The 24,005-nt window shown below is 59.3% G+C and carries 20 protein-coding genes; 4 read left to right on the top strand and 16 right to left on the bottom strand.

What is annotated here, in order from left to right:
• Positions 1-40 precede the first annotated feature (40 nt).
• The 5 genes from B5V00_RS05985 to B5V00_RS05965 all read right to left on the bottom strand — a co-directional run bounded on the left by B5V00_RS05985 (position 41) and on the right by B5V00_RS05965 (position 5,106).
• Positions 41-1,144 carry a right-handed parallel beta-helix repeat-containing protein gene (locus tag B5V00_RS05985; protein WP_085009860.1) on the bottom strand — a complete coding sequence of 368 codons (1,104 nt, stop codon included), beginning with the start codon at positions 1,142-1,144 and terminating at the stop codon, positions 41-43.
• Positions 1,141-1,935: a hypothetical protein gene (locus B5V00_RS05980; RefSeq protein WP_085009859.1), complete on the bottom strand. Its 795-nt coding sequence runs from the start codon at positions 1,933-1,935 to the stop codon at positions 1,141-1,143. The genes B5V00_RS05985 and B5V00_RS05980 overlap by 4 nt, the downstream gene beginning before the upstream one ends.
• Positions 1,935-2,387, bottom strand: coding sequence for a hypothetical protein (locus B5V00_RS05975; protein ID WP_139800676.1), 453 nt, complete (start codon positions 2,385-2,387; stop codon positions 1,935-1,937). Before B5V00_RS05975 ends, B5V00_RS05980 begins: the two co-directional genes overlap by 1 nt.
• 169 nt (positions 2,388-2,556) lie before the next feature.
• Positions 2,557-3,981: a sigma-54-dependent transcriptional regulator gene (locus B5V00_RS05970; RefSeq protein ID WP_085009857.1), complete on the bottom strand. Its 1,425-nt coding sequence runs from the start codon at positions 3,979-3,981 to the stop codon at positions 2,557-2,559.
• 75 nt (positions 3,982-4,056) lie between these two features.
• Positions 4,057-5,106 carry a GGDEF domain-containing protein gene (locus B5V00_RS05965; RefSeq protein ID WP_139800675.1) on the bottom strand — a complete coding sequence of 350 codons (1,050 nt, stop codon included), beginning with the start codon at positions 5,104-5,106 and terminating at the stop codon, positions 4,057-4,059.
• Between the two features lie 421 nt (positions 5,107-5,527).
• On the opposite strand from B5V00_RS05965, the gene B5V00_RS05960 reads away from it, so the two are divergent.
• The 4 genes from B5V00_RS05960 (at position 5,528) to B5V00_RS17510 (ending at position 9,347) form a co-directional block, all read left to right on the top strand.
• Positions 5,528-7,753, top strand: coding sequence for a vitamin B12-dependent ribonucleotide reductase (locus B5V00_RS05960; RefSeq protein WP_085009856.1), 2,226 nt, complete (start codon positions 5,528-5,530; stop codon positions 7,751-7,753).
• Positions 7,754-7,967: 214 nt separating this feature from the next.
• The gene (locus B5V00_RS05950; RefSeq protein ID WP_085009854.1) at positions 7,968-8,588 is read left to right on the top strand and encodes a LysE family translocator; all 621 of its coding nucleotides are present in this window, start codon (positions 7,968-7,970) and stop codon (positions 8,586-8,588) included.
• Positions 8,589-8,599: 11 nt separating this feature from the next.
• Positions 8,600-8,806 (top strand): hypothetical protein, encoded by a 207-nt coding sequence (locus B5V00_RS05945; RefSeq protein WP_085009853.1) that lies wholly within the window; start codon positions 8,600-8,602, stop codon positions 8,804-8,806.
• Positions 8,807-8,810: 4 nt separating this feature from the next.
• On the top strand, positions 8,811-9,347 hold the full coding sequence (locus B5V00_RS17510; RefSeq protein WP_085009852.1) for a DNA-3-methyladenine glycosylase I: 537 nt from the start codon (positions 8,811-8,813) through the stop codon (positions 9,345-9,347).
• 3 nt (positions 9,348-9,350) lie between these two features.
• Here B5V00_RS17510 and B5V00_RS05935 read toward each other — a convergent pair whose 3' ends face one another.
• The 11 genes from B5V00_RS05935 to B5V00_RS05880 form a co-directional block, all read right to left on the bottom strand.
• A complete protein-coding gene (locus B5V00_RS05935) occupies positions 9,351-11,087 on the bottom strand; it encodes a BatD family protein (RefSeq protein ID WP_085009851.1) in 1,737 nt (578 codons plus the stop codon).
• Positions 11,081-12,892, bottom strand: a complete 1,812-nt coding sequence (locus tag B5V00_RS05930; RefSeq protein ID WP_085009850.1) for a VWA domain-containing protein — start codon at positions 12,890-12,892, stop codon at positions 11,081-11,083. The genes B5V00_RS05935 and B5V00_RS05930 overlap by 7 nt, the downstream gene beginning before the upstream one ends.
• Positions 12,889-13,890, bottom strand: a complete 1,002-nt coding sequence (locus tag B5V00_RS05925; RefSeq protein WP_085009849.1) for a vWA domain-containing protein — start codon at positions 13,888-13,890, stop codon at positions 12,889-12,891. Before B5V00_RS05925 ends, B5V00_RS05930 begins: the two co-directional genes overlap by 4 nt.
• A complete protein-coding gene (locus B5V00_RS05920; RefSeq protein WP_216355459.1) occupies positions 13,887-14,405 on the bottom strand; it encodes a DUF4381 domain-containing protein in 519 nt (172 codons plus the stop codon). Before B5V00_RS05920 ends, B5V00_RS05925 begins: the two co-directional genes overlap by 4 nt.
• A gap of 1 nt (position 14,406) precedes the next feature.
• Positions 14,407-15,342, bottom strand: a complete 936-nt coding sequence (locus tag B5V00_RS05915) for a DUF58 domain-containing protein (RefSeq protein WP_085009848.1) — start codon at positions 15,340-15,342, stop codon at positions 14,407-14,409.
• On the bottom strand, positions 15,342-16,319 hold the full coding sequence (locus B5V00_RS05910; RefSeq protein WP_085009847.1) for an AAA family ATPase: 978 nt from the start codon (positions 16,317-16,319) through the stop codon (positions 15,342-15,344). Before B5V00_RS05910 ends, B5V00_RS05915 begins: the two co-directional genes overlap by 1 nt.
• A gap of 149 nt (positions 16,320-16,468) precedes the next feature.
• A complete protein-coding gene (locus B5V00_RS05905; RefSeq protein ID WP_085009846.1) occupies positions 16,469-17,425 on the bottom strand; it encodes a DUF4340 domain-containing protein in 957 nt (318 codons plus the stop codon).
• A 3-nt stretch (positions 17,426-17,428) separates the two neighbouring features.
• Positions 17,429-20,323, bottom strand: a complete 2,895-nt coding sequence (locus B5V00_RS05900; RefSeq protein WP_085009845.1) for a Gldg family protein — start codon at positions 20,321-20,323, stop codon at positions 17,429-17,431.
• A complete protein-coding gene (locus B5V00_RS05895) occupies positions 20,313-21,251 on the bottom strand; it encodes an ABC transporter ATP-binding protein (protein ID WP_085009844.1) in 939 nt (312 codons plus the stop codon). Before B5V00_RS05895 ends, B5V00_RS05900 begins: the two co-directional genes overlap by 11 nt.
• Before the next feature lie 881 nt (positions 21,252-22,132).
• A complete protein-coding gene (gene glnA, locus B5V00_RS05885) occupies positions 22,133-23,542 on the bottom strand; it encodes a type I glutamate--ammonia ligase (RefSeq protein WP_085009842.1) in 1,410 nt (469 codons plus the stop codon).
• Positions 23,543-23,619: 77 nt separating this feature from the next.
• Positions 23,620-23,958 carry a P-II family nitrogen regulator gene (locus tag B5V00_RS05880; protein ID WP_085009841.1) on the bottom strand — a complete coding sequence of 113 codons (339 nt, stop codon included), beginning with the start codon at positions 23,956-23,958 and terminating at the stop codon, positions 23,620-23,622.
• Positions 23,959-24,005: the final 47 nt, after the last annotated feature.

The following is a 24,005-nucleotide window of genomic DNA, read 5'->3' as shown; positions in this document are numbered from 1 at the left end:
CCGTCTCGGGTTCTATTCCACGCAAAAGCGGCAAACGCGTTTATTCCGGCAACAGTGGTGTTGCGGTGGGTCCTGCCGAAGGTTTCCCGGACAGGGGAACCGCATAACGGACCAGCCCCGTTTCCGGTCGATCACGCCGGTCCCGAATCAACTGATCAATTCGCTTTTCGTCGACCGAGCCCCACCAGTTGGAACCGACCTGCAGATCGCCGCTGCCATCGTTCATCAGGGCGTATTCACCATTACCGGACAGGTCATTGCCGGCGATCACCCCCTGCGAGTCGAGCCAGCGGATCCCGGCCCGGCCATTGGCGGTGATCCGATTGTCCCGCAGAATCACCTCGGAGTCTTCAAAAAAAGTGCCATGCTCGGCATTGCCTACGATCCGGTTGCCACGCAGGGTCCCCTTGCCGCGCTGCAGGAAGATTCCCCGGCGGTTGCCGATGATCCTGTTGGCCTCGGCAACCAGGGTTGATTCGCGCAGGCTGACGGCATTGATCCGGTTGTTTTCAATCAGGCACCCGGTCAGCGTCAGATCGCTGTAGATGCCGCGGATTGCCCACTGGCTGCCGGTAATCCGGCACTGTTCCAGGACCACGGTGGCGTCACGGAACTGCAGCCCGTTGAAATTGTCAAGCACCCGGCAACGACTGACCCTGACTGTCGAATCCTGAAACTGGAAGGCCCGCAGGTTGCGACGAAAAAGACTGTCCTCGATGCGCCCCTTGCCGAAATGGGCATGAAAACCGCGATAGGCATATTCGACAACGCAGTGACGCAACAGGTTGTCATCTTCCGAAGCCATCATGTTGATGGCACCCCAGGCTCCGGGACGGGGAGCGGTCTCCGCGGAGGTGAACAGGATCGGCTGCTCGGCCGTGCCAAGGGCCAGCAAACGACCCTGGATGAAAATTTCATGTTCACCGATACCGTCGCCGTTGCTGTCGAAAAAGGTGAACCGGACCGTTGTCCCCGGGCGGATTTCCAGCCGGACCCCGGGCGCAACCGTCAGGATTCCGTCGATGAGAATGTCGCCGGACCAGACCGTATCCTGCCATAATGTCTGTTCACCGCTGTAGCGGGTTTCGGCAATGGCCGGCAGGCAGGAGGCGAGCAGCAGCACCAGGCACAGCAGTCTGGTCATGGCACCCCTCCCCCGAGATAGAGCCGCGGCAGGCGATTGTCGATCAGGGTCAGACCGGGCCGGAAGTGATCAGCCGCGACCAGACCGACATCATTGTCGCGGGAAACAACCTGACGCAGACGGACAGTACACTGTCGATCGAGATAGAGCCCTTCTTCATCCATCAGGCTGAAGCTGCTGTCGGACAGGGCCAGCACCGCGTCACCGGAACAGAACAGCCCCACCTCCCCCTGTCGGACATCCATCCTTTCAGCCGTCAGCCGTGCCCCCTCCTGAAGCAGCAGTCCATACCGACAACCGGTCAGGCGGCCACCGGAGAGACTGACCTCGGCCTGCTGAACAAGAAGACCGACATCGGCACGCCGCAGTTCAAAACCGGAGAGACTCGCAACCGCGCCGGGCAACAGTTCAATGCCGGCCCACAACGGATCACCGTCAGCGACCGGGTCAAGCGGCTGCAGCGGGAGAAAGCGGACCGGGTTCTGCCGGTTGCCGGAAATCCGCAGGGTTCCGCGAACCAGAATTTCAGTCAGACTGGAAAGATATTCCGGGAAGATCTTGGTTGACTCGGCCGGACGCACCCAGACCAGCGATCCGGGAGCGAACGTCAGACTGCTCCCGGCTGGTATGCGCAGGTCGTCGGCCAGGACCATTTCTCCGGAAACCTCCACCTGGCCGTGGATGACGCCGGAGAGTCGCGGCAGCGGGGTCGGGGCATAGAGCCGCGGTGACGGCGGCTGAGCGCAGGACATGAGCAGCGGGAGGAGAAATGCCAGACAAAGAAAACGCACTACAGCCACCCTCGGGAATCGAGAAACTCACGCGCGGTTGCAAGAGGAGGCGCACCGGACGCGACGGCCTGGACCAGGGAAGAAAAGTCATTCGCCGGCAACAGCCCGGAAAGTTTTTTCAGGGCGGGAATCACCAGCGTGAACTGCAGGTCGGATTGCGGTCTTTCGCCGCTGACAATGAAAGGCATCTCTTCTTTTTTAAAAACCACGCGGCCGGCCGGGGGAATTTTTTCGCAGAAAACCAGATCAGCCTTGTCCGCGGTCAATACCTCAGCAGGTGACGCTCCGTCGAGATGTACCGCTGCTGTCTCGGTTCCGGTTTTCTCCTTGATGTAGATCGAGACCAGGGCGTACAGGGTTTCCTGACGAACGGAACCATCCAGGCCGATAAACAGCTTGGGGCCGAAACAACCGTCACCGGCAACGGGCAACAGCAGGCCAATGAACAGCAACAGGCACAGAACCCATTTATGTCGGCGCGGGAAGGAAAACACAGCGAATCAGTCAGCAAGGAACGTACCATCAGCAAAAAACCCGATTGTCCAGCCTTGCCGGGATGTTCGGAGCATCAGCACTGGCAGAGCGAAACCTTCGGTTGAGTGCGGGGAAGACACTTTTTCGTCATTCTTCCCCGTCCTCGACCACATCCCCCCCGGCGTTATCGAAAGATTCTTCCTCGCCATTGCCGAGCAGATGGTACTTCTCCATTTTGTAGCGCAGGGTGGTGCGCTTGATGCCGAGGACTTCGGCGGTACGCGTCTGGGAACGACCTTCCCGGTTGAGCGTCTGAACGATCAACTGCCGCTCCAGGTCTTCAAGGATGTCGGTCAGACTGCCGCCGTTCTCCGGCAGAGACAGGCAGATCTGGTCCTGATCCTGGATTCCCTGGGGGAAATCACGCGGGGTCAGGATCTCTCCCTTGGCCAGAACGACCGCCCGCTCGATAGCATTTTCGAGTTCACGAACGTTGCCCGGCCAGTCGTGAGCGATCAGGCAGGCGATGGCCTTGGGAGAAATCTGCTCAATTTTCTTGCCGGTTTCCCGAGTATACTTGTCGAGAAAATGAGCCGCCAGCGGTTCAATATCCTCCCGCCGCTCCCGCAGGGGGGGCAGATGAACATTGATGACATTGAGACGGTAGAAAAGATCTTCCCGAAAAGTCGACTTCTTGACCTCTTCTTCGAGATTCTTGTTGGTCGCGGCGACGATGCGGACATCAACCTTGATGGTACGATTGCCGCCGACCCGTTCGAATTCATGTTCCTGGATAACCCGCAGCAGCTTGACCTGGGCCGCAAGACTCATTTCACCGACTTCATCAATGAACAGGGTTCCCTGATCGGCCAATTCAAAACGGCCCTTCTTGGTATGCAGCGCCCCGGTGAAGGCACCCCTTTCATGGCCGAAGAGCTCACTTTCGAGAATGCTCTCCGACAACGCGGCGCAATTCAGGACGATGAAGGGTTTATCCTTGCGAGTGGAATTGAAATGAATGGAGCGGGCGATCAGTTCCTTGCCGGTTCCCGACTCCCCGGTAATCAGGACATTGGCATTGGACGCGGCAACCGAGGCGGTAATATCAAAAACATCCTGCATCGCCCTGGCGTTGCCGATAATACCGGAAAATTTGTAGCGGCCTTCGAGCTCTTCATGCAGGTAGCGATTCTCGGCCAGCAATCGTTCCCGCTCAAGGGCCTTGGCAACGGTCAGTCGGATCTCGTCGGTTTCAAAAGGCTTGGTGATGTAGTCGTAGGCACCGGCCCGCAACGCCTGAACGGCACTCTCGACGGTACCATAGGCAGTAATGACGATAATCGGCAGACGCGGATCGTAGGCGCGAAGTTCGGAAAGGAGTTCCAAACCTCCCATACCCGGCATCTTGATATCGGTGATGATCAGGTCGTACTGGTCCTGAGCAATCGCCTGCAGCGCGTCATCGCCGTTGCCGACCGCGTTGGTTTCATAACCTTCTCTGACGAGAATGCGGCTCAACAACCGCCGCATCCCCTCTTCATCATCAACAATCAGTATTTTTTCACCAGCCATGGTTTTGCATTCTAGCACGGGTAGATTTTTCCGGGGTTGAAAACAGGCAGAGGGGACCGCACGACAAAAAACGCATCAGCTGTCCGGCAGATAGTGGATCTTGTTCTTGCCCTCGCGTTTGGCGGCATAGAGCAGGTCATCAACAACCTTGAGCAGGCCATCAAATGTTTCACCGTCCCGCGGATAGGTCGCCACCCCGATGCTGACGGTGACACCAGTCGTGGCAAAACCGTCGAGATAGCGTGCCGACTCCTGCTCAATAAGGGCCCGGCACCGTTCCGCGGCGGCCAGAGAAGCAGCGGCATCCGACTCCGGAAGCAGGGCAATGAATTCCTCACCGCCATAACGAAAAATATAATCACAGTCACGCAGGGTCTCGGTCAGAATCTCGGCGACAGCCACCAGCACCTTGTCACCGACCGGGTGGCCATAGCTGTCATTAAAATGTTTGAAATCATCAACGTCAAGCATCACCAGGCCGAGAGGTTTCCGATAACGTCGCGCCCTCATCAATTCCTCGGAAAAGAGCCGCTTGAACTGGCGGTGATTGTACAAGCCGGTCAACCCGTCGGTGGAGGCAAGACGACGCGTTTTTTCGTGCAATCGCGCATTGTCAATGCTCATCGCCGCAAAAGACCCGAGGATTGACAACAACCGCAGATCCATCTGATCGAAACGACGCGGCTTGAAATCATCGACGTAGAGGATGCCGATCACCTTGTTCTGAATTTTCAACGGAACGGCAATCAGGGCCCGGATTCCCTCAGTGACCGCCAGGGGGTTGTTGAAAAAATCAGCTTTATCGGTGTCTTCGACGGCAAAGGCTGTTCCCTGGTTGAGAATAGTGGCCGTCAGTCCCCCCTCGCCCACCCGCCAACGATCACGGGAGATGAAGTTTTCACTGAGGCCGTGATGAACCTTGAGGGAGAGATAGTTGCTGGCCCGGTCGTAGAGCGCAATGCTCCCGGCGGGCATCTCCATAACTGCCATGGCGCTGCCGAGAATATTGTCGAGAACTTCCTCCAGGCGCAGGGATGAAACAACCACCTGGGCGACACTGAGAATATTTTTCAGGCCCCGCAGTTCTTTTTCGAGGTCCTGCGGGTCATTCTTTTTTCGCGTCATTGCGGTTTCCAGAGTGGCGCAATCGTGCAGAAAATGCATTAAACGACTTTGTTTTCTAACATGCTTTTAAGGAAACTGCAAAGCCAAGTTTTCCCTACGGCTTTTTTCCCCGCCAACCCCGCTCATCCAATCGGTTTCGCACCTTCATTCTTGTCCAGAAAATCAACCCGGCAACCTCTTCCAAAATCAATTTCACAATAAATTCAATACCTTTTTAGTCATTTTCCAAACAGGTGAAAAACCGATCTTTTTCCCTTGCCGAAGAATCCGATTTTCCGGCTTGACAGCCACTATATATTGTGGTTTAAAGTCACCCTTACCACAGTATGTGTTATTTCCTCTAGGACACCTCGAACGTTTTCAAAACCGATCACGACAACCTTAAATCGAACATTGCGATTTAATTCAGAAGGGTTGCAACATGCCTAAGACGTCTCGTAAAACTGAAATCCCCCTTTCCCCGAATGCCGTCACGGTCCTTGAACGTCGCTATCTCAAGCGCGACGAAGAAGGCAAGGTTCTTGAAACACCGGCCGCCATGTTCCAGCGCGTGGCCCATACCATCGCCTCGGCCGAGACACGGCTGAAGACAGGTGTTGACGCCAGGCAACTGGAAAAAGATTTTTTCCGCATGATCACCAGCCTGGAATTCATGCCCAACTCCCCCACGCTGATGAACGCCGGCCGCGAACTTGGACAGTTGTCCGCCTGTTTCGTGCTGCCGGTCGGCGATTCGATGGAGGAAATTTTCGAATCGATCAAGAATACCGCCCTGATCCATAAGAGCGGCGGCGGCACCGGCTTCGCCTTCTCGCGCATCCGTCCGGCCAACGACGTCGTCAGCTCAACCAAGGGGGTCAGCTCCGGTCCGATCTCCTTCATGAAGGTTTTCGACGCGGCGACCGAAACCATCAAGCAGGGCGGCACCCGCCGCGGCGCCAACATGGGCATCCTGCGCGTCGACCATCCCGACATCATGGATTTCATCATGGCCAAACGGGACCAGACGGTGCTGACCAATTTCAATATCTCGGTCGGCATGACCGAAGCCTTCATGGAAGCGGTGGAAGTCGACGGTGACTACGAGATCATCAACCCGCGCACCGGGAAACCGATGCAGAAGTTGCCGGCCCGAAAAGTCTTCGACCACATCGTCGACATGGCCTGGCACAACGGCGAACCGGGGATCATCTTCCTCGACCGTCTCAACCGCGACAACCCGACCCCCCAGGTCGGCGAAATCGAGGCCACCAATCCCTGCGGCGAACAACCGCTGCTGCCCTACGAATCCTGCAACCTCGGCTCGATCAACCTGGCCCGTTTCATTCTTGACGGAGATGTCGACTGGAACCGCCTTGGCGAGACCGTGCGCCTGGCGACCCGCTTTCTCGACAATGTCATCGAAGTCAACAACTACCCGATCCCCGAAATCGACCAGATGACCCGCGCCAACCGCAAGATCGGTCTCGGTGTCATGGGCTGGGCGGATATGCTGATCCTGCTCGGCATTCCCTACAATTCAGAGAGCGCCGTCGAGTTGGGCGGCAAGGTGATGAAATTCATCAACGACACCTCCCACCAGATGTCGATTGAACTGGCCGAGGAGCGCGGCGCCTTCCCGAACTTCAAAGGCTCGATCTTCGATGTCAAAGGCGGAAAAAAGATCCGCAATGCCACCTGCACCACCATCGCCCCGACCGGCACCATCTCAATCATCAGCAACACCTCATCCGGGGTCGAGCCGCTGTTCGCCGTCAGCTATATCCGCCAGGTCCTCGACAACGACAAGCTGATTGAGGTTCATCCGCTGTTTGAAAAGATCGCCCGCGAACGCGGCTTCTACTCCAGGGAACTGATGGAGAAAATCGCCGAACACGGCACGGTCCAGGATATCGCCGAGATCCCCGAGGATATCCGCCGGGTCTTCGTCACCTCCCACGACATCACTCCCGAGGACCATGTGCGGATGCAGGCGGCCTTCCAGGAGCACTGCGACAACGCCGTTTCCAAGACCGTCAACTTCTGCAACGACGCCACCCGTGATGATGTGGCCAAAGTCTACCGACTGGCCTACCAGACCGGCTGCAAAGGGGTCACCATCTACCGTGACGGGTCCCGCGACATGCAGGTTCTTTCGGTGAAGAAGTCCGAGGAAAAGAGCGCGCCCGAAGTGCCGATGGAGGTGGAGAAAAAGTCTCACAAACGGGAACGCCCTCGGGCTCTCAAGGGATCCACCTACCAGATGGAAACCGGCTGCGGCCCTCTCTATGTCACCATCAACGAAGACCACAAGGGCGCTTTCGAGCTCTTTACCACCATGGGCAAAGCCGGCGGCTGCGCGGCCAGCCAATGTGAAGCCATCGGCCGACTGGTCTCCCTCGCCTGGCGCTCCGGTGTCCAGGCCCGCCAGGCAGTCAAGCAGATGATCGGCATTTCCTGCCACAAACCGGCCGGGTTCGGCGCCAACCGCATCACCTCCTGCGCCGATGCCGTGGCCAAGGCGATCGAACTGCACATGCTGCCCGAGGGGGACGCCCCGACCCGGTTCGTCGGCAACGGCGGCGCCTGTCCCGACTGCGGCGGCCCGGTCGAGCACGAGGGCGGCTGCTGCGTCTGCCACGCCTGCGGCTACTCGGAGTGCGCCTGATTCAGGACAGGAACAGTTCCAGTGCTGCCCTGCGGGAGAGGGGAACGGACCGGCCGTTCCCCTCTCTTTTTGCCCTTTCCTTCCCCCTCCGATCAAATGATATTTTTACGGCACCATCGAGATTGGCTCTGGCCGGGACCGCCACGTCCATGATAAACTTCGGGCTGAATCCGCGAGCGGCGTATTCCCTCACTCGACAGAGCTTTTCTTTCCCATGACCCTGCCGCCCCTCTCAATCTTCGTTCCGACCTTTTTCCTTGTTTCCCTGACCCCGGGGATGTGCATGACTCTCTCCCTGACCCTGGGAATGACCATCGGCGTACGCCGCACGTTCTGGATGATGTATGGTGAACTGGTCGGAGTCGGCCTGGTTGCCGGCGCTTCGGTCATCGGCGCCGCGGCAATCATGCTGAACTACCCCGCTATTTTCATCCTGCTGAAAATCATCGGCGGTCTCTACCTCGGCTGGCTCGGGCTGCAGCTCTGGCTCTCCCGGGGCAAACTCGCCCTGGACCTGGACGGCGCCCCAGGACTCGAAGATTCGCCACGACAGCTCGCGCTGCAGGGGTTCGTGACCGCTGTCGCCAATCCCAAGGGCTGGGCCTTTTTCATTGCCCTGCTGCCACCATTCATCGATCAACAGCGACCGCTGGTCCCCCAACTCGTTTTGCTGCTGGGGATCATTCTCACCATCGAATTTACGAGCCTGGTGCTTTACGCAAGTGGGGGCCGCACACTCGGCCGCAATCTGCTCAAAAGCGGCAATGTCCGTTTCGTCAACCGCGTCGCCGGCACCCTGATGGCAGGTGTCGGTTTCTGGCTGGCACTCGGTTAGGAGCTTACCTGATGGATTCTTCTCTCAAGATTTTTCTCGACCTGTTCGTCGGCAGTCTCGGCTTCGCCTATTTCATCTACGGCAAAAAACAGCGGGTGCTGATCCCGACCCTCTGCGGGGTGAGCCTGATGGCTTACCCCTACTTCGTCCAGCGCATGCTGATCTATATCCCGGTCGCCCTGCTGCTGGCCATCCTGCCCTTCCTGATCCGCGAATAATATCGTGAGCCACTACTGTGACAGCGCCCCCGGTCACCCCTTTCATGGCCTCTACCACGACCTGGTGTACGGTTTCCCGCTGCGCGACGACAACCTGTTGTTCGAACGACTGGTGCTGGAGATCAACCAGGCCGGCCTGTCCTGGCTGACCATCTTGAAGAAGGCGGAAAACTTCCGCCGCGCCTACGACAATTTTAACCTGGAAAAGGTTGCCGCCTATGACGAGAAGGACCGGCAGCGCCTGCTGCAGGATGCCGGGATTATCCGCAACCGGCTGAAAATCGCAGCCGCGATTGAAAATGCCGGCCGCATCCTCTCACTACGCGATGCTTACGGCTCATTCGGCGCCTGGCTCGATCATCACCATCCCCGGCCGAAAGAGGCGTGGGTCAAACTCTTCAAACAGACCTTCCGCTTCACCGGCTCCGAGATCACCGCCGAATTCCTGATGAGCACCGGCTACCTGCCGGGAGCCCATCGACCGGACTGTCCGGTCTACACGCGGATACTGCAAAGGCAGCCGCCCTGGGCCGACGTCTAGGAGTCATCTCCCGGAACGGCCGGGATAGAGTTCAGGCAAAGCGGCATCGTTGTTTTTGTCCGTCGACGGCACAAAAGAGATAATGCGATCCGCAAGGCCGTCTCCCCGCCAGGGTCGACCGGCTCGACCATAAAGGGTACGGTCAAGTTCATCCAGCTCACTTCGCAGTTCGGGGCCGGCTTCCCGGTACAGTCGTTCGTAGGCACCGACTTCGGCACCGGGCCAGAGTGTCCGGCTCCAGTCTTCCAGCGCCCTCCGGGTCTTGTCCGGCCGATGAGCGCGAGCGGCCTGAACAACGACTCGCCGTACTTTTTTTTCATCCCCCCCGGCCTCATCGGCCTCATCCGCATCCACGGCAAGCCGCCCGGGTTGCCGCCGTCGAAACACCAGGATCAGGGTCAGCAGCCAGCCGACCGCCAGTGCCAGGCATAACCAGGGCCAGAAACCGGGTGAAGATGGTCGGGGTTCTCCACTTGATGCCCCTTGCGAAACCGGCGCCGGGGCAGGTTCCGCCGACACGGTGGAGGGTCGGGAAACCCGAGGGACGGGTTTCACCGGAGTCGTCACCGCCGTTCCATCCGCGGCCGGGGCGACCTCCAGGTCCAGGGCATCAAGGTGGGCCTTGCGCCAGCGACCGGCCTTTGTGTCCCACCAGTCGAGATCGAAAGCCGGCAGGGTGAATCGGCCGGGGCGGGTCGGTACCAGAGCGATCTTCTGGACCAGGTTGCCGGTGATGCCGTCAGTCGTCGACGCGTCCTCACGCTGCGGCTGATCAGGATAACTTTTGAAACTTGCGGGAATGCCCGGTTCCAGTTTCGGCAGGCGAGCTGACGGAAGCCCGGTCGCTTTCAGACGCAGGGTTCTGGTCACAGGTTCTCCGACTTGCAGACGAGGCGGCCGTGACTGCCAGTCATCATGCAGCTCCAGGGCGGCTGCCGGAAGCCATTGCCGTCCCCCGATATCGGCAGGAATCGGCAGGACGTCGACCTGCAGCGGCTTCGACGTGCGGCGGACCCGCCGCCCCTGTCGGCCGAAGGGGTCGAACCGCGCACGACCGGCGGCGATGCTGCCGTCGAACTGCAGAGCGGGGATTGTCATCTTCCCGCTCCCCTGGGGGAAGATGGCGTAATCCCGTTCAATCACCTGGTAAAGTCTGCCGTTGCGCCGCGTTTCATAGTTGCGGTCATCACCCAGTTTCTTCACCACCGCCGCCACCCCGGTCGGTTGCGGTTCACCGAGCTGCCCTTCAAGAAGATCGACCCGGCGCAGCAATCGGACCCTGAACACCACCTGGCCCTGCGCGACAACCTGCCGCCGGCTGACCTCTGTTTCCAGCAGCAGGGGGGCATCGGCCGCCGTGTCCTTATCAGCAGTTCCGGTGACCTCGATCGGCAGCGGCAAAGAACAGTCCCCGGAAAAGCAGACCGCCGGGATCATGACGGTTCCCTGTTTGCGTGGCATCAGAGTCAGGTTGTAAACCACAGAACGACTGAAGCTGCCGTTGATGATCTGTACCTGGCTGCTCTTCGCCCGACTGAGGATCTCCCAGTTCTTTTCCAGGGCGTTCAAATCAGGGTCCCCGTCAGGACTGCCGGAAACCCGCAGCTGCAGTTGCAGGCTTTCGTCGGCCGAAATCCTGTCCCGGTCCGCCACCGCCTGTACCGTCACCGCAGCCGCGATACTTTCACCAAGGGCAAGAAACAACAGGACGAGAAGAAAAAAACTGCCTCTGTTCACCATGATCGTTCCGTCTGTGTCTGCTGACCGCGCTGGCGGTACTGATAATGGAATTTACGCCGCAGAAGACCGCCCGGGTCGTCGGGAATCTGCTGCAACAGCAGGCGGGTTTCACGCTGTTCCGCTGTTTCCCGGTCCCGATCCCGGCCTGCCGGGGCAACACGAGACGTGTCCCCGGAGTCTTTGCCCGCGGCTTTATCGTCCCGCAAACGAACTCTCCGGGCAGCCCCCGGCGTCTTCCGGTTCGGGACCGGTTTCTCTCCTCGGGAAGGTGAGTCAGGGGATTGTCGTTTCCGTGGTTCCCCTCCCGGCCGATCCCGCGTTGCGCCAGGAGACTGCTGTTGTGCCCCCTGCTTCCCGCCGCTTGCCTGTTTCTTCCCGCCCGGAGTATTCTCCTGCGTGTTCTGCCGTCCGGTCTTGCTGTCGGCCTGTCGGGATTGCCGCTGTCGTCTCCGTTTGAGTTCCTTTTCAACAAGGTCCTTGTTGAACCGGGCGTCGGTATCCCGGGGATCTCGCTTCAAAGCCTGCCGATAGGCCTGCAGTGCCGCCGACAGATCACCCTGTTTCGCCAGCGCATTGCCGAGATTGTAGAAATCATCCGCCCCCTGCAGTTTTTTCAGGAGGTTCGCCGCGGCGGCGAAATCTCCGGCCCGGTAGAGGGCGGATGCTTTCCAGCGAATATCCTCGAACTGTGCGGCGGCGGCTGAATAATCCCCGGCCCGGTACAATTGCGTCGCCTGCTGATCCGGAGTTCGCCACAATCCCTGCCAACTGAACGCCTCGGCGGGAACCGGCTGAAGAAGAAGCAACGGCAGCACCAGCAGCCAGCCGCGCCGAAAGCCGCAGGCGACCAGCAGGATCAGCGGCCAGAGCAGCCAGACACCGTCCTCGGACCAGACATCTCCGCGCGCGGTGCTGCTCACGCCCGGATTGTCGAGCCGATGGCTGTTCAAGCCGGACAGCAGGTCCTGCAGATCGGCATCGTCGATGCTTATCCCGTGATAGCGGCCGCCGCCCGCGACGGCCAACTGCTGCAGTGCCCTGCCATTCAGGACGGGCAGCACCAGGTTGCCGTCGGCATCTTTGAAAAATCCGCCGCCCGGTTGCGGGATCGGGGCGCCTTCCGCGGTGCCGACACCGAGAACTGCAAGTTCGAACCCCTGCCGATGCAGACGACGCGCTGCTTCCAGTGCGGTCTCGGGACGATCTTCATCGGTCACCAGCAGCAACCTTCCCTGTTTCAACCCGGCCTGTCGCAACAGCTGAACACCAAGCTTCATGGCCCGGGCGGGATCACTCCCCTGAGCCGGCATCAGCCCCGGTTCCAGACTCTTGAGCAACGCTTCGATGGTATGCCGGTCAGAGGTCAACGGAGCTACGGTGAAAGCGTCGGCGGCAAAAACAACCAGTGCGGTCTGCCCTTCCTTCCGCTGACGAAGCAGGTCTTCGATCTTGTAACGTGCCCGCAGATAGCGACTCGGCTTGAGATCGGCAGCCTCCATCGAACGGGACAGGTCGAACAGGATCACCAACGCCGACTGCTGCCGGAAGAGGGGTTGCGGGAGGCGGCGCCAGACCGGTCCGGCCAGCGCCGTGATCGTCAGCAAGACACCCGCCAGCAGCAGCCACAATGGCCAGTTGGCGCGCCGCACCGAACGGCCGAGCAGCAGATGCGGCAGCAACTCAGGGTCACAGACCGTCTGCCAGCTGCGGCTGCGGAGTTGACGGCGGGCCAGCCACAGCAGCAACGCCAGCGCCGGCGGCAGAGCCCAGAACCATGCGGGCCGGAGAAAATGAAACGTGTTCATGGCGACCTCCGGTCCGGCAGGGGCGGCAGCAACGGCAGCAGCAGCACCAGCAACCCGCCCAGGAAGGCGGCCCCCAACGGCCAGACATACAGTTCGGAAATCGGTCGAAAAACGTCGTGATCACGCACCACCGGTTCCAGCTCATCAATGGCGGCGTAGATCTCCTGCAACTGCCGGGTATCACGCGCCCTGAAGTACCTTCCACCGGTCTTTTCAGCAATCGCCTTCAAGGTCTTTTCATCAAGATCAGCCGAAGGATTGACGGTCTGCCGGAAAATGAAACGACGCACCTCCATCCTCTCAGCGCCGATGCCGATGGTGTAGATCTTCAGATGTTCTCGCGCCGCGAGCTCGGCAGCCTTGAGCGGCGCCAGTCGGCCCGCGGTATTGGCGCCGTCAGTCAGCAGGATCAGGACCTGGTTCTTCCCTCCTCCCTCTGTCAGGCGTTTGACCGCCAGGCCGATGGCATCGCCGATGGACGTGCGATCACCCGCCAACCCCAGGACGGCTTCATTCAGCAACGTCAGCACCGTCTGGCGGTCAAAGGTGAGAGGAGTCTGGATGTAGGGCTGATCACCGAACAAAATCAGCCCCACGCGGTCACCGACCCGGCGGCGAACAAACTCACCAGCCACAGCCTTAAGCGCAGTCAGACGGTCGACCGTCTCGCCGCCCAACGTGAAATCCCGGGTCTGCATGCTGCCGGAAAGATCGACCGCCAGCATCAGATCCCGTCCGCTGACCGGCAGTTCGATCGGCTCCCCCAGCCATTGCGGCCGGGTGGCGGCAAGAACCAGCAGCAGCCAGCACAGCACGGCCAGCAGAATCTGCAGGCGGCCCGGGCGACGGACACCCTGCTGCGCCACGGCACCGAACAGCGAGAGAGAGGGAACCCAGAGGGCGGCCTCCTCGGCGGCCAGGGCCGGAGGGGCATAGCGATGGACCAGCCAGGGAAGCGGCAGCAGGGCCAGGGCCCAGGGCCAGGCAAAATGGATCATCGACTCCTCCTCGGCGGTCCGGACTGCGGCGGCAGTTTCTTCAGCCAGTCCCGGCAGAGTTCAAGCAACCGGGCTTCGTCGATATCGACATGCGGTCGGTAAGGAGCATCCTGAAGGCAGCGGCCGCACCCGGTGCTGAAAGGGTGATCCGCGAACGGTGTATCCAGGAACCTGAGCCAGGCCTCACCGCTCAGACCGGCAACCTGCTGCGGTGAAAAGTGACAGAGCGCCGCCTGCCGAAGCAGGTATGAAAGGGCGGCAGCCAGTTCGCGGCCATGCAGGTCTTTAAGAGTTTCGAGCTGCAGAAGGGCCAGTCTTCGAAGTCGGCGGCGTTGCCGGAAACGCGCCAGCAGCAGCGCCGCGGTCATCAGGAGAACCAGCAATCCGATCAGCAGCCACCAGCCGGGAGCCAGGGGCCAGGCACCGATTTCAGGCGGAAGGTGGAGATCACGCAACGGCAATTGGGGCATGGCCCTGCCCGTCGCCGTCGAAGGAATCGTTGACAGCTGTGCCATCTCAGCCCCCTGCCCCGCCGCTGAACAGATTTTCGATGGGATCGAGGTCGGACGGCAACACCATGAACCGCGCATGCTGCCGACGGCAGAAATCTTCCAGCAGCTGTCGTCGCTGCGCAAAATGCTGCTGATAAGCCCGTCGTGCGGCGCGATCGGTGGTGACAATACTCAGGTCACGCAACCCGTCACTCAGGCGATAGCTGCCGGCCGGCGGCAGATCGGCTTCCAGCGGGTCGAAGCAATGCACCAGCTCCAGCTCACAGTGGCGGTTCAATTGCGCCAATTGCAGTTCGACCCGTTCATCCCACTGGCTGAAATCGCTCAACAGCCGAATCAGGCTGCCCGGCCGCGCCACCCGCCGCAAACGCTGCAGGGTGACCGCCAACCGCTGCTTCGGCTCAAAAGGTTGATGCCGTGGACGCTCCCAGGCCGGATCGGCGACCATCTGCCGCAACAACTGCAGAACGGCCTTTTTGCCGAGCTGCGGGCGCAGTTCGAGGTTGCGTTCTTCAGAAAACAGGAAACCGCCGATGCGATCGCCATGTGCCAGGGCCTGCCAGGCGAACAAGGCGGCCAGTTGCGTGGCCCGCACCGCCTTGAATCGTCCCCGGGTGGCAAAGAACATCGGCCTGCGATAATCGAGCGCAACCAGAACCGGCCGTTCACGCTCTTCATGAAACAGCTTGGTGTGAACCTTGCCGCGCCGGGCCGTCACCCGCCAGTCAATGTTTCGCGCATCATCCCCCGGAAGATAGGCTCGGACCTCGGCGAATTCCATGCCCCGGCCGCGGAAACGACTGAGGTAGCCCCCCTGTTTCGCGGCCAGACGGCGTCCGGCCTCCAGGCGTGATGGCGGCAACCGATCCCCGATGGCAATCAGTTCGGCCAGAGAAACCGCAACCGGAGAAGAGGCTCCCGGCGAAACCCTTGTCGCCATCAGGGCACCGGCACCCGGGCAATCAACTCGGAAATCAGTCGATCGGCATTCATGCCGCCGGCTTCGGCCTCGTAACTGAGAATCAGACGATGCCGCAACACGTCGAAGGCCAGGTTCTGAATATCTTCAGGCAGCACATGGTCCCGTCCGGCCAGCCAGGCCCGTGATCTGGCGCAACGATCGAGAGCAATGCCGGCCCTGGGGCTGGCACCGTACTGGATCGCCCTGCGCAGATCCTCGCCATAATCCTGCGGATGCCGGGTCGCCAGGACCAGCTGCAGCAGGTACTCTTCCAGGTTCTCCGCCAGGTATAAATCCAGGACCTGTTGCCGCGCCCGACGCAATTCCGACGGCGATAGCGGCGTGAACCCGGGCTCGTCGTCTGCAACCGCCGGCAATCCGGCCGCTTCACGCCGGGCGAGTCGAAGAATCCGACGTTCATTCTCAAGGTCTGGAAAGTCAATTCTCACGTGCAACAGAAAACGATCGAGCTGCGCTTCGGGCAGAGGATAGGTCCCCTCCTGCTCAATCGGATTCTGGGTTGCCATCACCAGGAAAGGGTCAGCCAGGGCATAGGTCTGCCGACCGACACTGATCTGTCGTTCCGCCATGGCTTCCAGCAGCGCCGATTGCACCTTGGCCGGAGCGCGGTTGATTTCATCCGCCAGGATCAGATTGTGAAACAGCGGTCCGGGCTGAAAAACAAAAGCGCCCTCCTGCGCGCGATAAACATCGCTGCCGGTCAGATCGGCAGGCAGCAGGTCGGGGGTGAACTGAATGCGTTGAAAGCTGCCCTCAAGCAAACCGCTCAGTTGCCGGATGGCGCGGGTCTTGGCCAGACCGGGGGCGCCTTCCACCAACAGGTGGCCATCGGCCAGAAGGGCAATCAACAAACGTTCAACCAGTTTCGGCTGACCGATGATCTGCCGGGAAAGAATTGTTGTCAGCTGTCCGAAGCGCTGTTGCAGTACGTCCATGGAAAAATTCCTTACGGTTGGACCTGAACCGGGGATGAACGTCCCCGGTCCGGGTTGTAAACTTCTCACCGGGTTCAGGTCTCAGCCGGAACGTTCCGCGCCGGCCTGAAAAAGGCCGGTTCCGCCGTCTGGCAGCGGAACCGGCACTGTCAACTCGCCCCGGAGTTCCCTCCATCAGACGTTGATGGCGGCGACGGGGGATTCATTTTCACCAGTTGTGCCCGTTGATAGCCCTGCAGTTCCGTCAACAGACCGGAACGCACCTTGTACAGGTAAGGCCGGTCGGAAACCTGCAGCAGGACATCCTGATGGTCCCCCTTGCGCAACTGGTAACTGCGCTTGCGGCCATCGACAAAATTGACCGTCAGGTTCAGAATCCCCGAACCGGACAGAGGTTGCTGTGGTTTGTCGACCACATCGAGGATCTGCAGTCCGGTCACCTTGGCGACCAGGGCATCGACTTTCTGCCGGTCGGTCTGTTCCCCGTTGTCCAGCCCCTCGACCTGGAACACCTTGTCCTTCCTGACAATGCGGCAGTCCGGAAGATTGATACTGCTGATCTTCTCACGCTCAACCTGCAACTGTCGCTTGTCAATCCAGTTATCCGCCTTCAGGCTGACCTTGTAGGTACTGAAAGGAATATCGTAAATCTTCTTTTCTCCCTCGACCCGGGCATGAACCTTGCGGAAACCGGGGGAACTTCCCAGCAGCAGTGTCGCCAGCTTTTTCTTTCCCTGGAAAAACTGCAGCCGTCGTTCATAATCGGTGGCCGACACCTTGAAACGGTCCGCCACGTCGTCTCCGTCCGCGGTCGGCCAGGGACGCCTGATGGTGGTCAGGCGATGCAGAAGATCAGCAATTTTCTGCTTGTCGGCGGGGGTTCCGAAGGACTCCGGCAACTGCCATTGACCATCAACCTTCTGAAGCTTTATCTCCGCCTTGTCCGGCCCGGAAAAGACCAGCATGTCGGGCGCGTCTTCCGAGATGGCGAGCAACGGTCCGGAGCCTTTGAAGGCCCCGAGATCCTGCCGCTCCATTTTCAGCCCAAAAGCCAGACCGAGCTGCGCCAGCAGCAACAGACCCAAAAAGATCATTCGACGTCGCATGACCTAATTCCTCCCTTCCAGCAACAACTGGTAACGCTGCCGCACCCGGCGGCTGCGCAACCGGTAGGCCACAAACACCAGCAGCAGACCGACCAGCACCAGGGCGTAATTGAGATATTCCCACCCCATCTGCGTCTCGCGCGTGAGCGGCATCAGGGTCCGCGCGTAATGACCGCGGCTGCGGATACTCAACAGGCCGGGATCTTCCAGTGACCAGTCAAGGGCGTTGTCAAGCAGCTGCAGGGCGCCCAATTGTTCCTGACCGGCGGCACTGGCGGCCAGCTGCAGGGTCTGGTCACTGAGAAAGTCACGCGATCCGAACAGGACCAGCCGGGCCGATTCAGGAGAGCGTTCGATGACACTGTCCAGTTCCTGTTTCGCCTGTTTATCCCGGTTGTTCCCGGTTGTTCCGGCGGTCTTGTCCGGTTTCTCCAGCAAGGGTGAGGGTTTGCCCTTGAAATAGGAATCAAACCGCCCGGTCAGGGCCACGGCCAGTAACTTTTCGCCCCGGTCTTTTCCCGGAGTGAATCCGGCCCGCCCATAGTGTTCGAGACGGGGGATCAGGTTGGTACTGGTCGAGGTCCAGGACTCGGCGGAGCTTTTCAGCAGCCAGTCGACCTTCATCCCGGCCGTCTTCTGCGCATCGGTCTCGATGGGAGACGCCCAGTTGATCATCACCTGGTTGAGTCCTGACGTAACCGGCAGACCGGGATTCAACCCCTCTGCACGCACGTCGACAAAATAGGGATAGGGAACCATGCGCAGTTCACGCAGGCTGAAACCACCGACATTGCGCGTCACCGGTATCGGGAAAGGCTGATTACGGGGGTCAAGAACCATTTTCTGCTGCAGGGTCAGCCCGTTGTGCTTCAACCAGGCCAGCAGGGGGCTGGTCCGGGTCCGGGCCGTCAGGCTGTCACGATTCAGGCTGACCTGGTAGGGAGACGTTGCCAGCATCACCGTCCCGCCCTTCATCAGGAACTGGTCAATGGCGAACACCCCCTTGTCGGTCAGCTGTTCAGGAGCGACAACCACGAGAATATCGGCGATTTCCGGAATGCGACCCTGTTCGAGATCGATGGTGCGCACATTGTGGTTCGTCTCCAGCTGCTTGCGCAGGGTTTCAAACTGCTTGCTGTTATCCAGACCGTAATGACTCATATACGGATTGGCTGCGGGACGGGGAACCGCCAGGGCAACTGTTTTCAGGTATCCGGGAGAGAACCGCTTGAGCGTTGCCAACAGGTTCTGCTTCAGGGACTCACGGGTAAAATCATGCGGCAACGGAACCTGCAGCTGCTGGTCTCCGTCACTCAAGTTGAGATAGAAATAAAAACGCCGAGAGTCAAACAGCCCCGCCTGCATCGGCCGGTAACCGTATTTCTGCTCAATTTCCCGCGCCAGCGCACCGCCATCGGCATCGGGATCCTTGATCTCGAAATGAAATTTATCGCCGGCCTGTTGAGCCAGTTTGTCGGCCAGGGTCTGCAACTCCCGGCGGAATGTCTTCAGAAATCCCGGCAGCTGCCGATCGGCGGAGATGTATCCGGTCAGGGTCAGCGGTCTGCTCAGAGACGCGAACAGGTCGCCGCCCCCCTGGAAACCGTACATCACCTTCCTGATACTGCGGGTTATTTCATATTCGGGGTTGCGCAGTTCGACATCGAGGCCGGTTTCACCGTGTTGCTTGATCTCGATCAGGTCGCGGAAACCGAGAACCTGGTACTGGTCTCCATACTGGATGAGAAGATGGAAATAGGAGTTGATCAGCGACGACTGATAACGGTCGGCAACCTGAAAGGGAACCGGCTTGATTCCATATTTCTGGTTGGCTTCCGCCTCCAGGTCGGGATGCTCCTGCGGATCGATAAATTCAACATGGACCCGTGAGCCGCCGGCAACCTGGTATTCACGGATGAGATCACGCAACCGGGGCACCAGGGGCACCAGCAGGGGATGTGTTTTGGCACTGAAATAGCCCCGAATCAAAAGCGGCTGCTGCAACTGCCGCAGGTAGTTGCGGGTCGCCGGGGAAATGGAATAGATCCGCCCTTCGGTCAGATCAAGACGCGCGCTGCCGATCTGCTGCATCCAGAGATTGCCGCAGACCAGGTTGGCGACCATCAGCAGCACCAGGAAGGCGTAACTCCGGTGACGAGCGGCCTCCCCCCCCTTCGACCAGCGCAACTTTTCGAGACTGTACAGTGTCAGAACAAAGAACACCCCGACCAGGCTGGCATAGTAATAGAGATCACGCAGATCGATCACCCCGCGGGTGATCGACGCGAAACGGGAACCGCTGCCGAACAGCTTAAATATCTCGGCGGTGCGGTTATCGAAAAAACTGGTCAGCAGATCGCTGCCGAGCAGGTAGAAAACGCCACAGACCAGCACGGTCGAGATCAGGCTGACAATCTGATTTTCGCTGCGCGCGCTCAGGTACAGCCCGATGGAGATATAGGCCGCCCCCAGAAACAACGCCGCCAGGTAGCCGCCCCAGACCGGGCCCCAGTCGAGCGGACCGATCAGACTGACGGTCACCGGCAACGGCAGGGTCAGCAGCAACGCCAGGGCCAGCAGGGTCATGGCGGCGAGAAACTTGCCGAACAGAAGCTGCAGCGGCGGCACCGGCAGGGTCAGCAGGTGTTCAAGCGTCCCCATGCGCCGTTCTTCACTCCACATGCGCATGGTCAACGCCGCAACCAGGAAAATCAGCAGGATCGGCATCCAGTCAAACAGGGGCCTGACATCGGCGATGTTGCGGGCAAAAAAGGCTTCACCCCAGAAAAATATGAACAAACAGACCAGCAGAAAGGATCCAAGAAAGATATAGGCGACCGGCGACGCGAAGAATGCCGACAATTCTTTGCGCGCCACACGAAGACTGTCATGCTGCATTTTGGAGCACCTCCCCGGCAGTGATCTGGTGAAAAACCTTTTCCAGCGATTTCTCCTCGGGCTGCAGGGCGTAAAGTTTCCAGCCCGCGGCGACGACCTCGGCAGCCGCGACGGGAGCCAGAGCTGACGCGTCGTCCCGTGGTTCAAGCCGGTAGGTGTAACGACCCTCAGCCTGCTGTTGCAGCTCCAGGCCCGTCAACTCGGGCAACCGCTGCAGGCGTTCGCGCACCTCGCTCGGGGCGGCGTCACAACTCAACAACAATCCGCGTCCATGCAATTCATCAAGCCGGGCATCAAGGGCCAGTTGACCGTGACGTAAAATAAGCACCCGGCCGCAAATCGCCTCGACCTCCTGGAGGATATGGGTCGACACAATAACCGTTGATTCCCGACCGAGATTGCGAAGCAGTTCGCGCATGTGTTCAATCTGCCCGGGGTCAAGACCGTTGGTCGGTTCATCCAGAATCAGAATGTCGGGATCGTGCAGCAACGCCTGGGCAACACCGACCCGTTGACGAAACCCACGGGAGAGGCTGGCGATGGAAGCTGTCGCCTTTTCACCCAGATCGGCCCGTTCGACAGCCGAGCGGATGGCGGCCGGCCGTCGGTCTTTCGGAACACCGCGCAGGGTGGCGGTAAAATCGAGAAAATCGACAACTGACATTTCCGGATAGACCGGACAATTTTCCGGCAGATAACCGATCCGTTTACGGGCCTGCTGCATCGTCTCGGCCAGCGGCTTTCCGGCAATGAATATCGAACCGGAACTCGGCTCAAGATAGCCGGTCAACATTTTCATGATCGTCGATTTGCCGGCGCCGTTATGGCCCAGCAAGCCAACCACCTCCCCGCGACTGATCTCAAACGAAACCTTGTCAACCGCGAGGAAATCTCCATAGTTACGACTGATCTGTTCAACCGCAATCATCTTCTTTCCTTTCCTGAATCGATGTTCCGATTCATGACGTGGCACAAAGCCGTCACCAGCATGAAGCCGCGCCGGAAAACGGCAGGACCTGCATTGTCAGCTCGACCGCAACCAACACGACAGCGGATCTGGTGAGAAACGGGTCGAAACGGCCGAGCGGGGAAAACTTTGAACGAGATAAAAAAGGAGCCGGGTCAGACGGGGAATATTGCAGGGGGCGGACGGGTGAGATGGTCGAAAGGAACACCTGCAGAGAATGTTCCGAGACGAACAACGGATTGCCACACCAGCAGTCCGGATTCGTTGGCGGGGGCGACTTCAGTCGGAGAGTGAAGCAGTGCCTCAAAATTGTCATCGAAATCAGCGGACGATGAGAGGCTGTGGAAAGGGATCGAATCGACCCCGGAATGGGTCACTTCGGAGCTGACAGAGGATGACGGGTGAAAACAGGGGACCGGGTACAGGCCGATCAGCAGCAGGCAGAGGACAGCCAGCGTAAAGATTTGAAACGGGATTCGAACCGGATCAGATTTCTTGAACATTTTCCGCCTGTTCACATATTCTGGTGACGCCTTGAAAGCAACAAATACACCTCTTCGAAACATGAGTCAAGAAGAGATGGCGTTTGCAATTACGCTGGACAAGCTTGCTCTCATGCCTCAAGGCGCTGGATGACTTGCGCTGTTCGCCGACAAGGTGCTCACTGATTCAGGATAGATCAAGACTCAGCCCATGAGTGCCGAGGGACAGCGGCTGCGATATCGCACAAGCGAAGTGGTCCTGCAGCGCAGCGTTGACGAAAAAGCCGGCGCCTTACGACAAAAAAGCCCCCCGCGGATCAACCGCAGGGGGCCTTTGTCTGCAGACGGGACAACAACGAATCAGCAGTCGAAATAAAGCGCGAATTCGGTCGGAGTCGGCCGGTTGCGAACCGGGGCGATCTCGTTCTCGGTTTTGTACTCGATCCACATGTCGATGACATCCTGAGTGAAGACGTCGCCCTTGAGCAGCCAGGCATTGTCCTCTTTAAGAGCGGTCAACGCCTCGTCAAGGGAGGTGGCAACCTGCGGAACATCCTTGAGTTCCTCGGGTGACAGGCCGTAGATATCCTTGTCCAGCGGCTGACCCGGATCGATCTTGTTCTCGATGCCGTCAAGACCTGCCATCAGCTGGGCGGCAAAGGCGAGGTAGCCGTTGCAGCTCGGATCGGGAGTCCGGTACTCGACCCGCTTGGCCTTCTCGTTGTTGGTCGACGGAATCCGCAGCGAAGCGGAACGGTTGCGGTTCGAGTAGGCCAGGTTGATCGGCGCCTCGAAGCCGGGGACCAGGCGCTTGTAGGAGATGGTGCTCGGGTTGGTGAAGGCGCACAGGGCCTTGGCGTGCTTGATGATGCCGCCGATGTAGTACAGGGCGGTCTTGCTCAGGCCGCCGTAGCCGTCGCCGGCGAAGAGGTTCTTGCCGTCCTTCCAGATCGACTGGTGGCAGTGCATCCCGGAGCCGTTGTCATTGAAGATCGGCTTGGGCATGAAGGTCACGGTCTTGCCGTTGCGGATGGCGACATTCTTGATGACATACTTGAACCACTGCAGGTTGTCGCCCATGTTCAGCAGGGAATCGAAGCGCATGTCGATTTCGGCCTGACCGCCGGTGGCGACTTCATGATGCACGGCCTCGATATTCAGGCCGACTTCCTGCAGCACCTGAACCATCTCGTTGCGCAGGTCAATCATCGAATCGGTCGGAGCGACCGGGAAGTAGCCTTCCTTGTTGCGCGGCTTGTAGCCGAGATTGGGGAATTCCTCGCGGCCGGTGTTCCAGATACCCTCGACCGAGTCGACGCTGTAGAAAGACTGGTTCTGCTCCAGACTGTAGCGGACATCGTCGAAGATGAAGAACTCCGGCTCGGGGCCAAAGTAGGCGGTGTCACCGATACCGGATGATTTCAGATAAGCTTCCGCCTTCTGGGCGATATAACGGGGATCGCGGGAGTAACCCTCACGGGTCAGGGGGTCGACAATATTGCAGATCAGGCTCAGGGTCGGGATTTCCGGGAAGGGGTCAACCTTGGCGGTGGCCGGATCGGGCATGATCAGCATATCGGAGTTGTGAATCGGCTGCCAGCCGCGAATGGAAGAGCCGTCGAAGCCGATGCCTTCGTCGAAAATGTCTTCGCTGAATTCGGTGATCGGGGTTGAAAAATGCTGCCAGATCCCGACAAAGTCGAGAAATTTGTAATCGACCATCTGGCAATTGTTTTCCTTGGCAAAAGCCACAACTTCTTTCGCGGTCATTGAACTCTCCTTTTTTAAACAAAGAATTTGCCCGCGACAACGCGGGCAATGGTGTTGGTGAATGAAAAAAAAGACTCCTAAAGAGCCTCTTCCCCCCGTTCTCCCGTACGGATCCGGACAACTTCGTCAACCGGCGTGACAAAGATCTTGCCATCACCGATACGACCGGTCTTTGCCGACTCTTCAATGACCTCGACAACCTTGGCGGCCATATCGTCAGCAACGATGATTTCCATTTTTATCTTGGGAATGAAGTCGACGACATATTCCGCGCCGCGATAGAGCTCGGTATGCCCCTTCTGCCGCCCGAAACCTTTGACTTCGCTGACGGTAATCCCCTGGATACCGATTTCATTCAACCCTTCTTTAACTTCGTCGAGCTTGAAAGGCTTGATAATCGCCTCGACTTTTCTCATCTAACTACCTCCCCGAATAGATGTTTCTGATTCGTTTTGCCTGTGGC

The organism is Geothermobacter hydrogeniphilus, from assembly GCF_002093115.1.
GTDB lineage: Bacteria > Desulfobacterota > Desulfuromonadia > Desulfuromonadales > Geothermobacteraceae > Geothermobacter_A > Geothermobacter_A hydrogeniphilus.
This window is presented reverse-complemented; position numbering and strand designations above follow the sequence as displayed.

What these genes read in the sequence shown, in the direction of transcription:
- B5V00_RS05985 (WP_085009860.1), bottom strand. Translation starts at nt 1,144, where the DNA reads ATGACCAGACTGCTGTGCCTGGTGCTGCTGCTCGCCTCCTGCCTGCCG.
- B5V00_RS05970 (WP_085009857.1), bottom strand. Translation starts at nt 3,981, where the DNA reads ATGGCTGGTGAAAAAATACTGATTGTTGATGATGAAGAGGGGATGCGG.
- B5V00_RS05965 (WP_139800675.1), bottom strand. Translation starts at nt 5,106, where the DNA reads ATGACGCGAAAAAAGAATGACCCGCAGGACCTCGAAAAAGAACTGCGG.
- B5V00_RS05960 (WP_085009856.1), top strand. Translation starts at nt 5,528, where the DNA reads ATGCCTAAGACGTCTCGTAAAACTGAAATCCCCCTTTCCCCGAATGCC.
- B5V00_RS05950 (WP_085009854.1), top strand. Translation starts at nt 7,968, where the DNA reads ATGACCCTGCCGCCCCTCTCAATCTTCGTTCCGACCTTTTTCCTTGTT.
- B5V00_RS05945 (WP_085009853.1), top strand. Translation starts at nt 8,600, where the DNA reads ATGGATTCTTCTCTCAAGATTTTTCTCGACCTGTTCGTCGGCAGTCTC.
- B5V00_RS05935 (WP_085009851.1), bottom strand. Translation starts at nt 11,087, where the DNA reads ATGGTGAACAGAGGCAGTTTTTTTCTTCTCGTCCTGTTGTTTCTTGCC.
- B5V00_RS05930 (WP_085009850.1), bottom strand. Translation starts at nt 12,892, where the DNA reads ATGAACACGTTTCATTTTCTCCGGCCCGCATGGTTCTGGGCTCTGCCG.
- B5V00_RS05925 (WP_085009849.1), bottom strand. Translation starts at nt 13,890, where the DNA reads ATGATCCATTTTGCCTGGCCCTGGGCCCTGGCCCTGCTGCCGCTTCCC.
- B5V00_RS05920 (WP_216355459.1), bottom strand. Translation starts at nt 14,405, where the DNA reads ATGGCACAGCTGTCAACGATTCCTTCGACGGCGACGGGCAGGGCCATG.
- B5V00_RS05915 (WP_085009848.1), bottom strand. Translation starts at nt 15,342, where the DNA reads ATGGCGACAAGGGTTTCGCCGGGAGCCTCTTCTCCGGTTGCGGTTTCT.
- B5V00_RS05910 (WP_085009847.1), bottom strand. Translation starts at nt 16,319, where the DNA reads ATGGACGTACTGCAACAGCGCTTCGGACAGCTGACAACAATTCTTTCC.
- B5V00_RS05905 (WP_085009846.1), bottom strand. Translation starts at nt 17,425, where the DNA reads ATGCGACGTCGAATGATCTTTTTGGGTCTGTTGCTGCTGGCGCAGCTC.
- B5V00_RS05900 (WP_085009845.1), bottom strand. Translation starts at nt 20,323, where the DNA reads ATGCAGCATGACAGTCTTCGTGTGGCGCGCAAAGAATTGTCGGCATTC.
- B5V00_RS05895 (WP_085009844.1), bottom strand. Translation starts at nt 21,251, where the DNA reads ATGATTGCGGTTGAACAGATCAGTCGTAACTATGGAGATTTCCTCGCG.
- glnA (WP_085009842.1), bottom strand. Translation starts at nt 23,542, where the DNA reads ATGACCGCGAAAGAAGTTGTGGCTTTTGCCAAGGAAAACAATTGCCAG.
- B5V00_RS05880 (WP_085009841.1), bottom strand. Translation starts at nt 23,958, where the DNA reads ATGAGAAAAGTCGAGGCGATTATCAAGCCTTTCAAGCTCGACGAAGTT.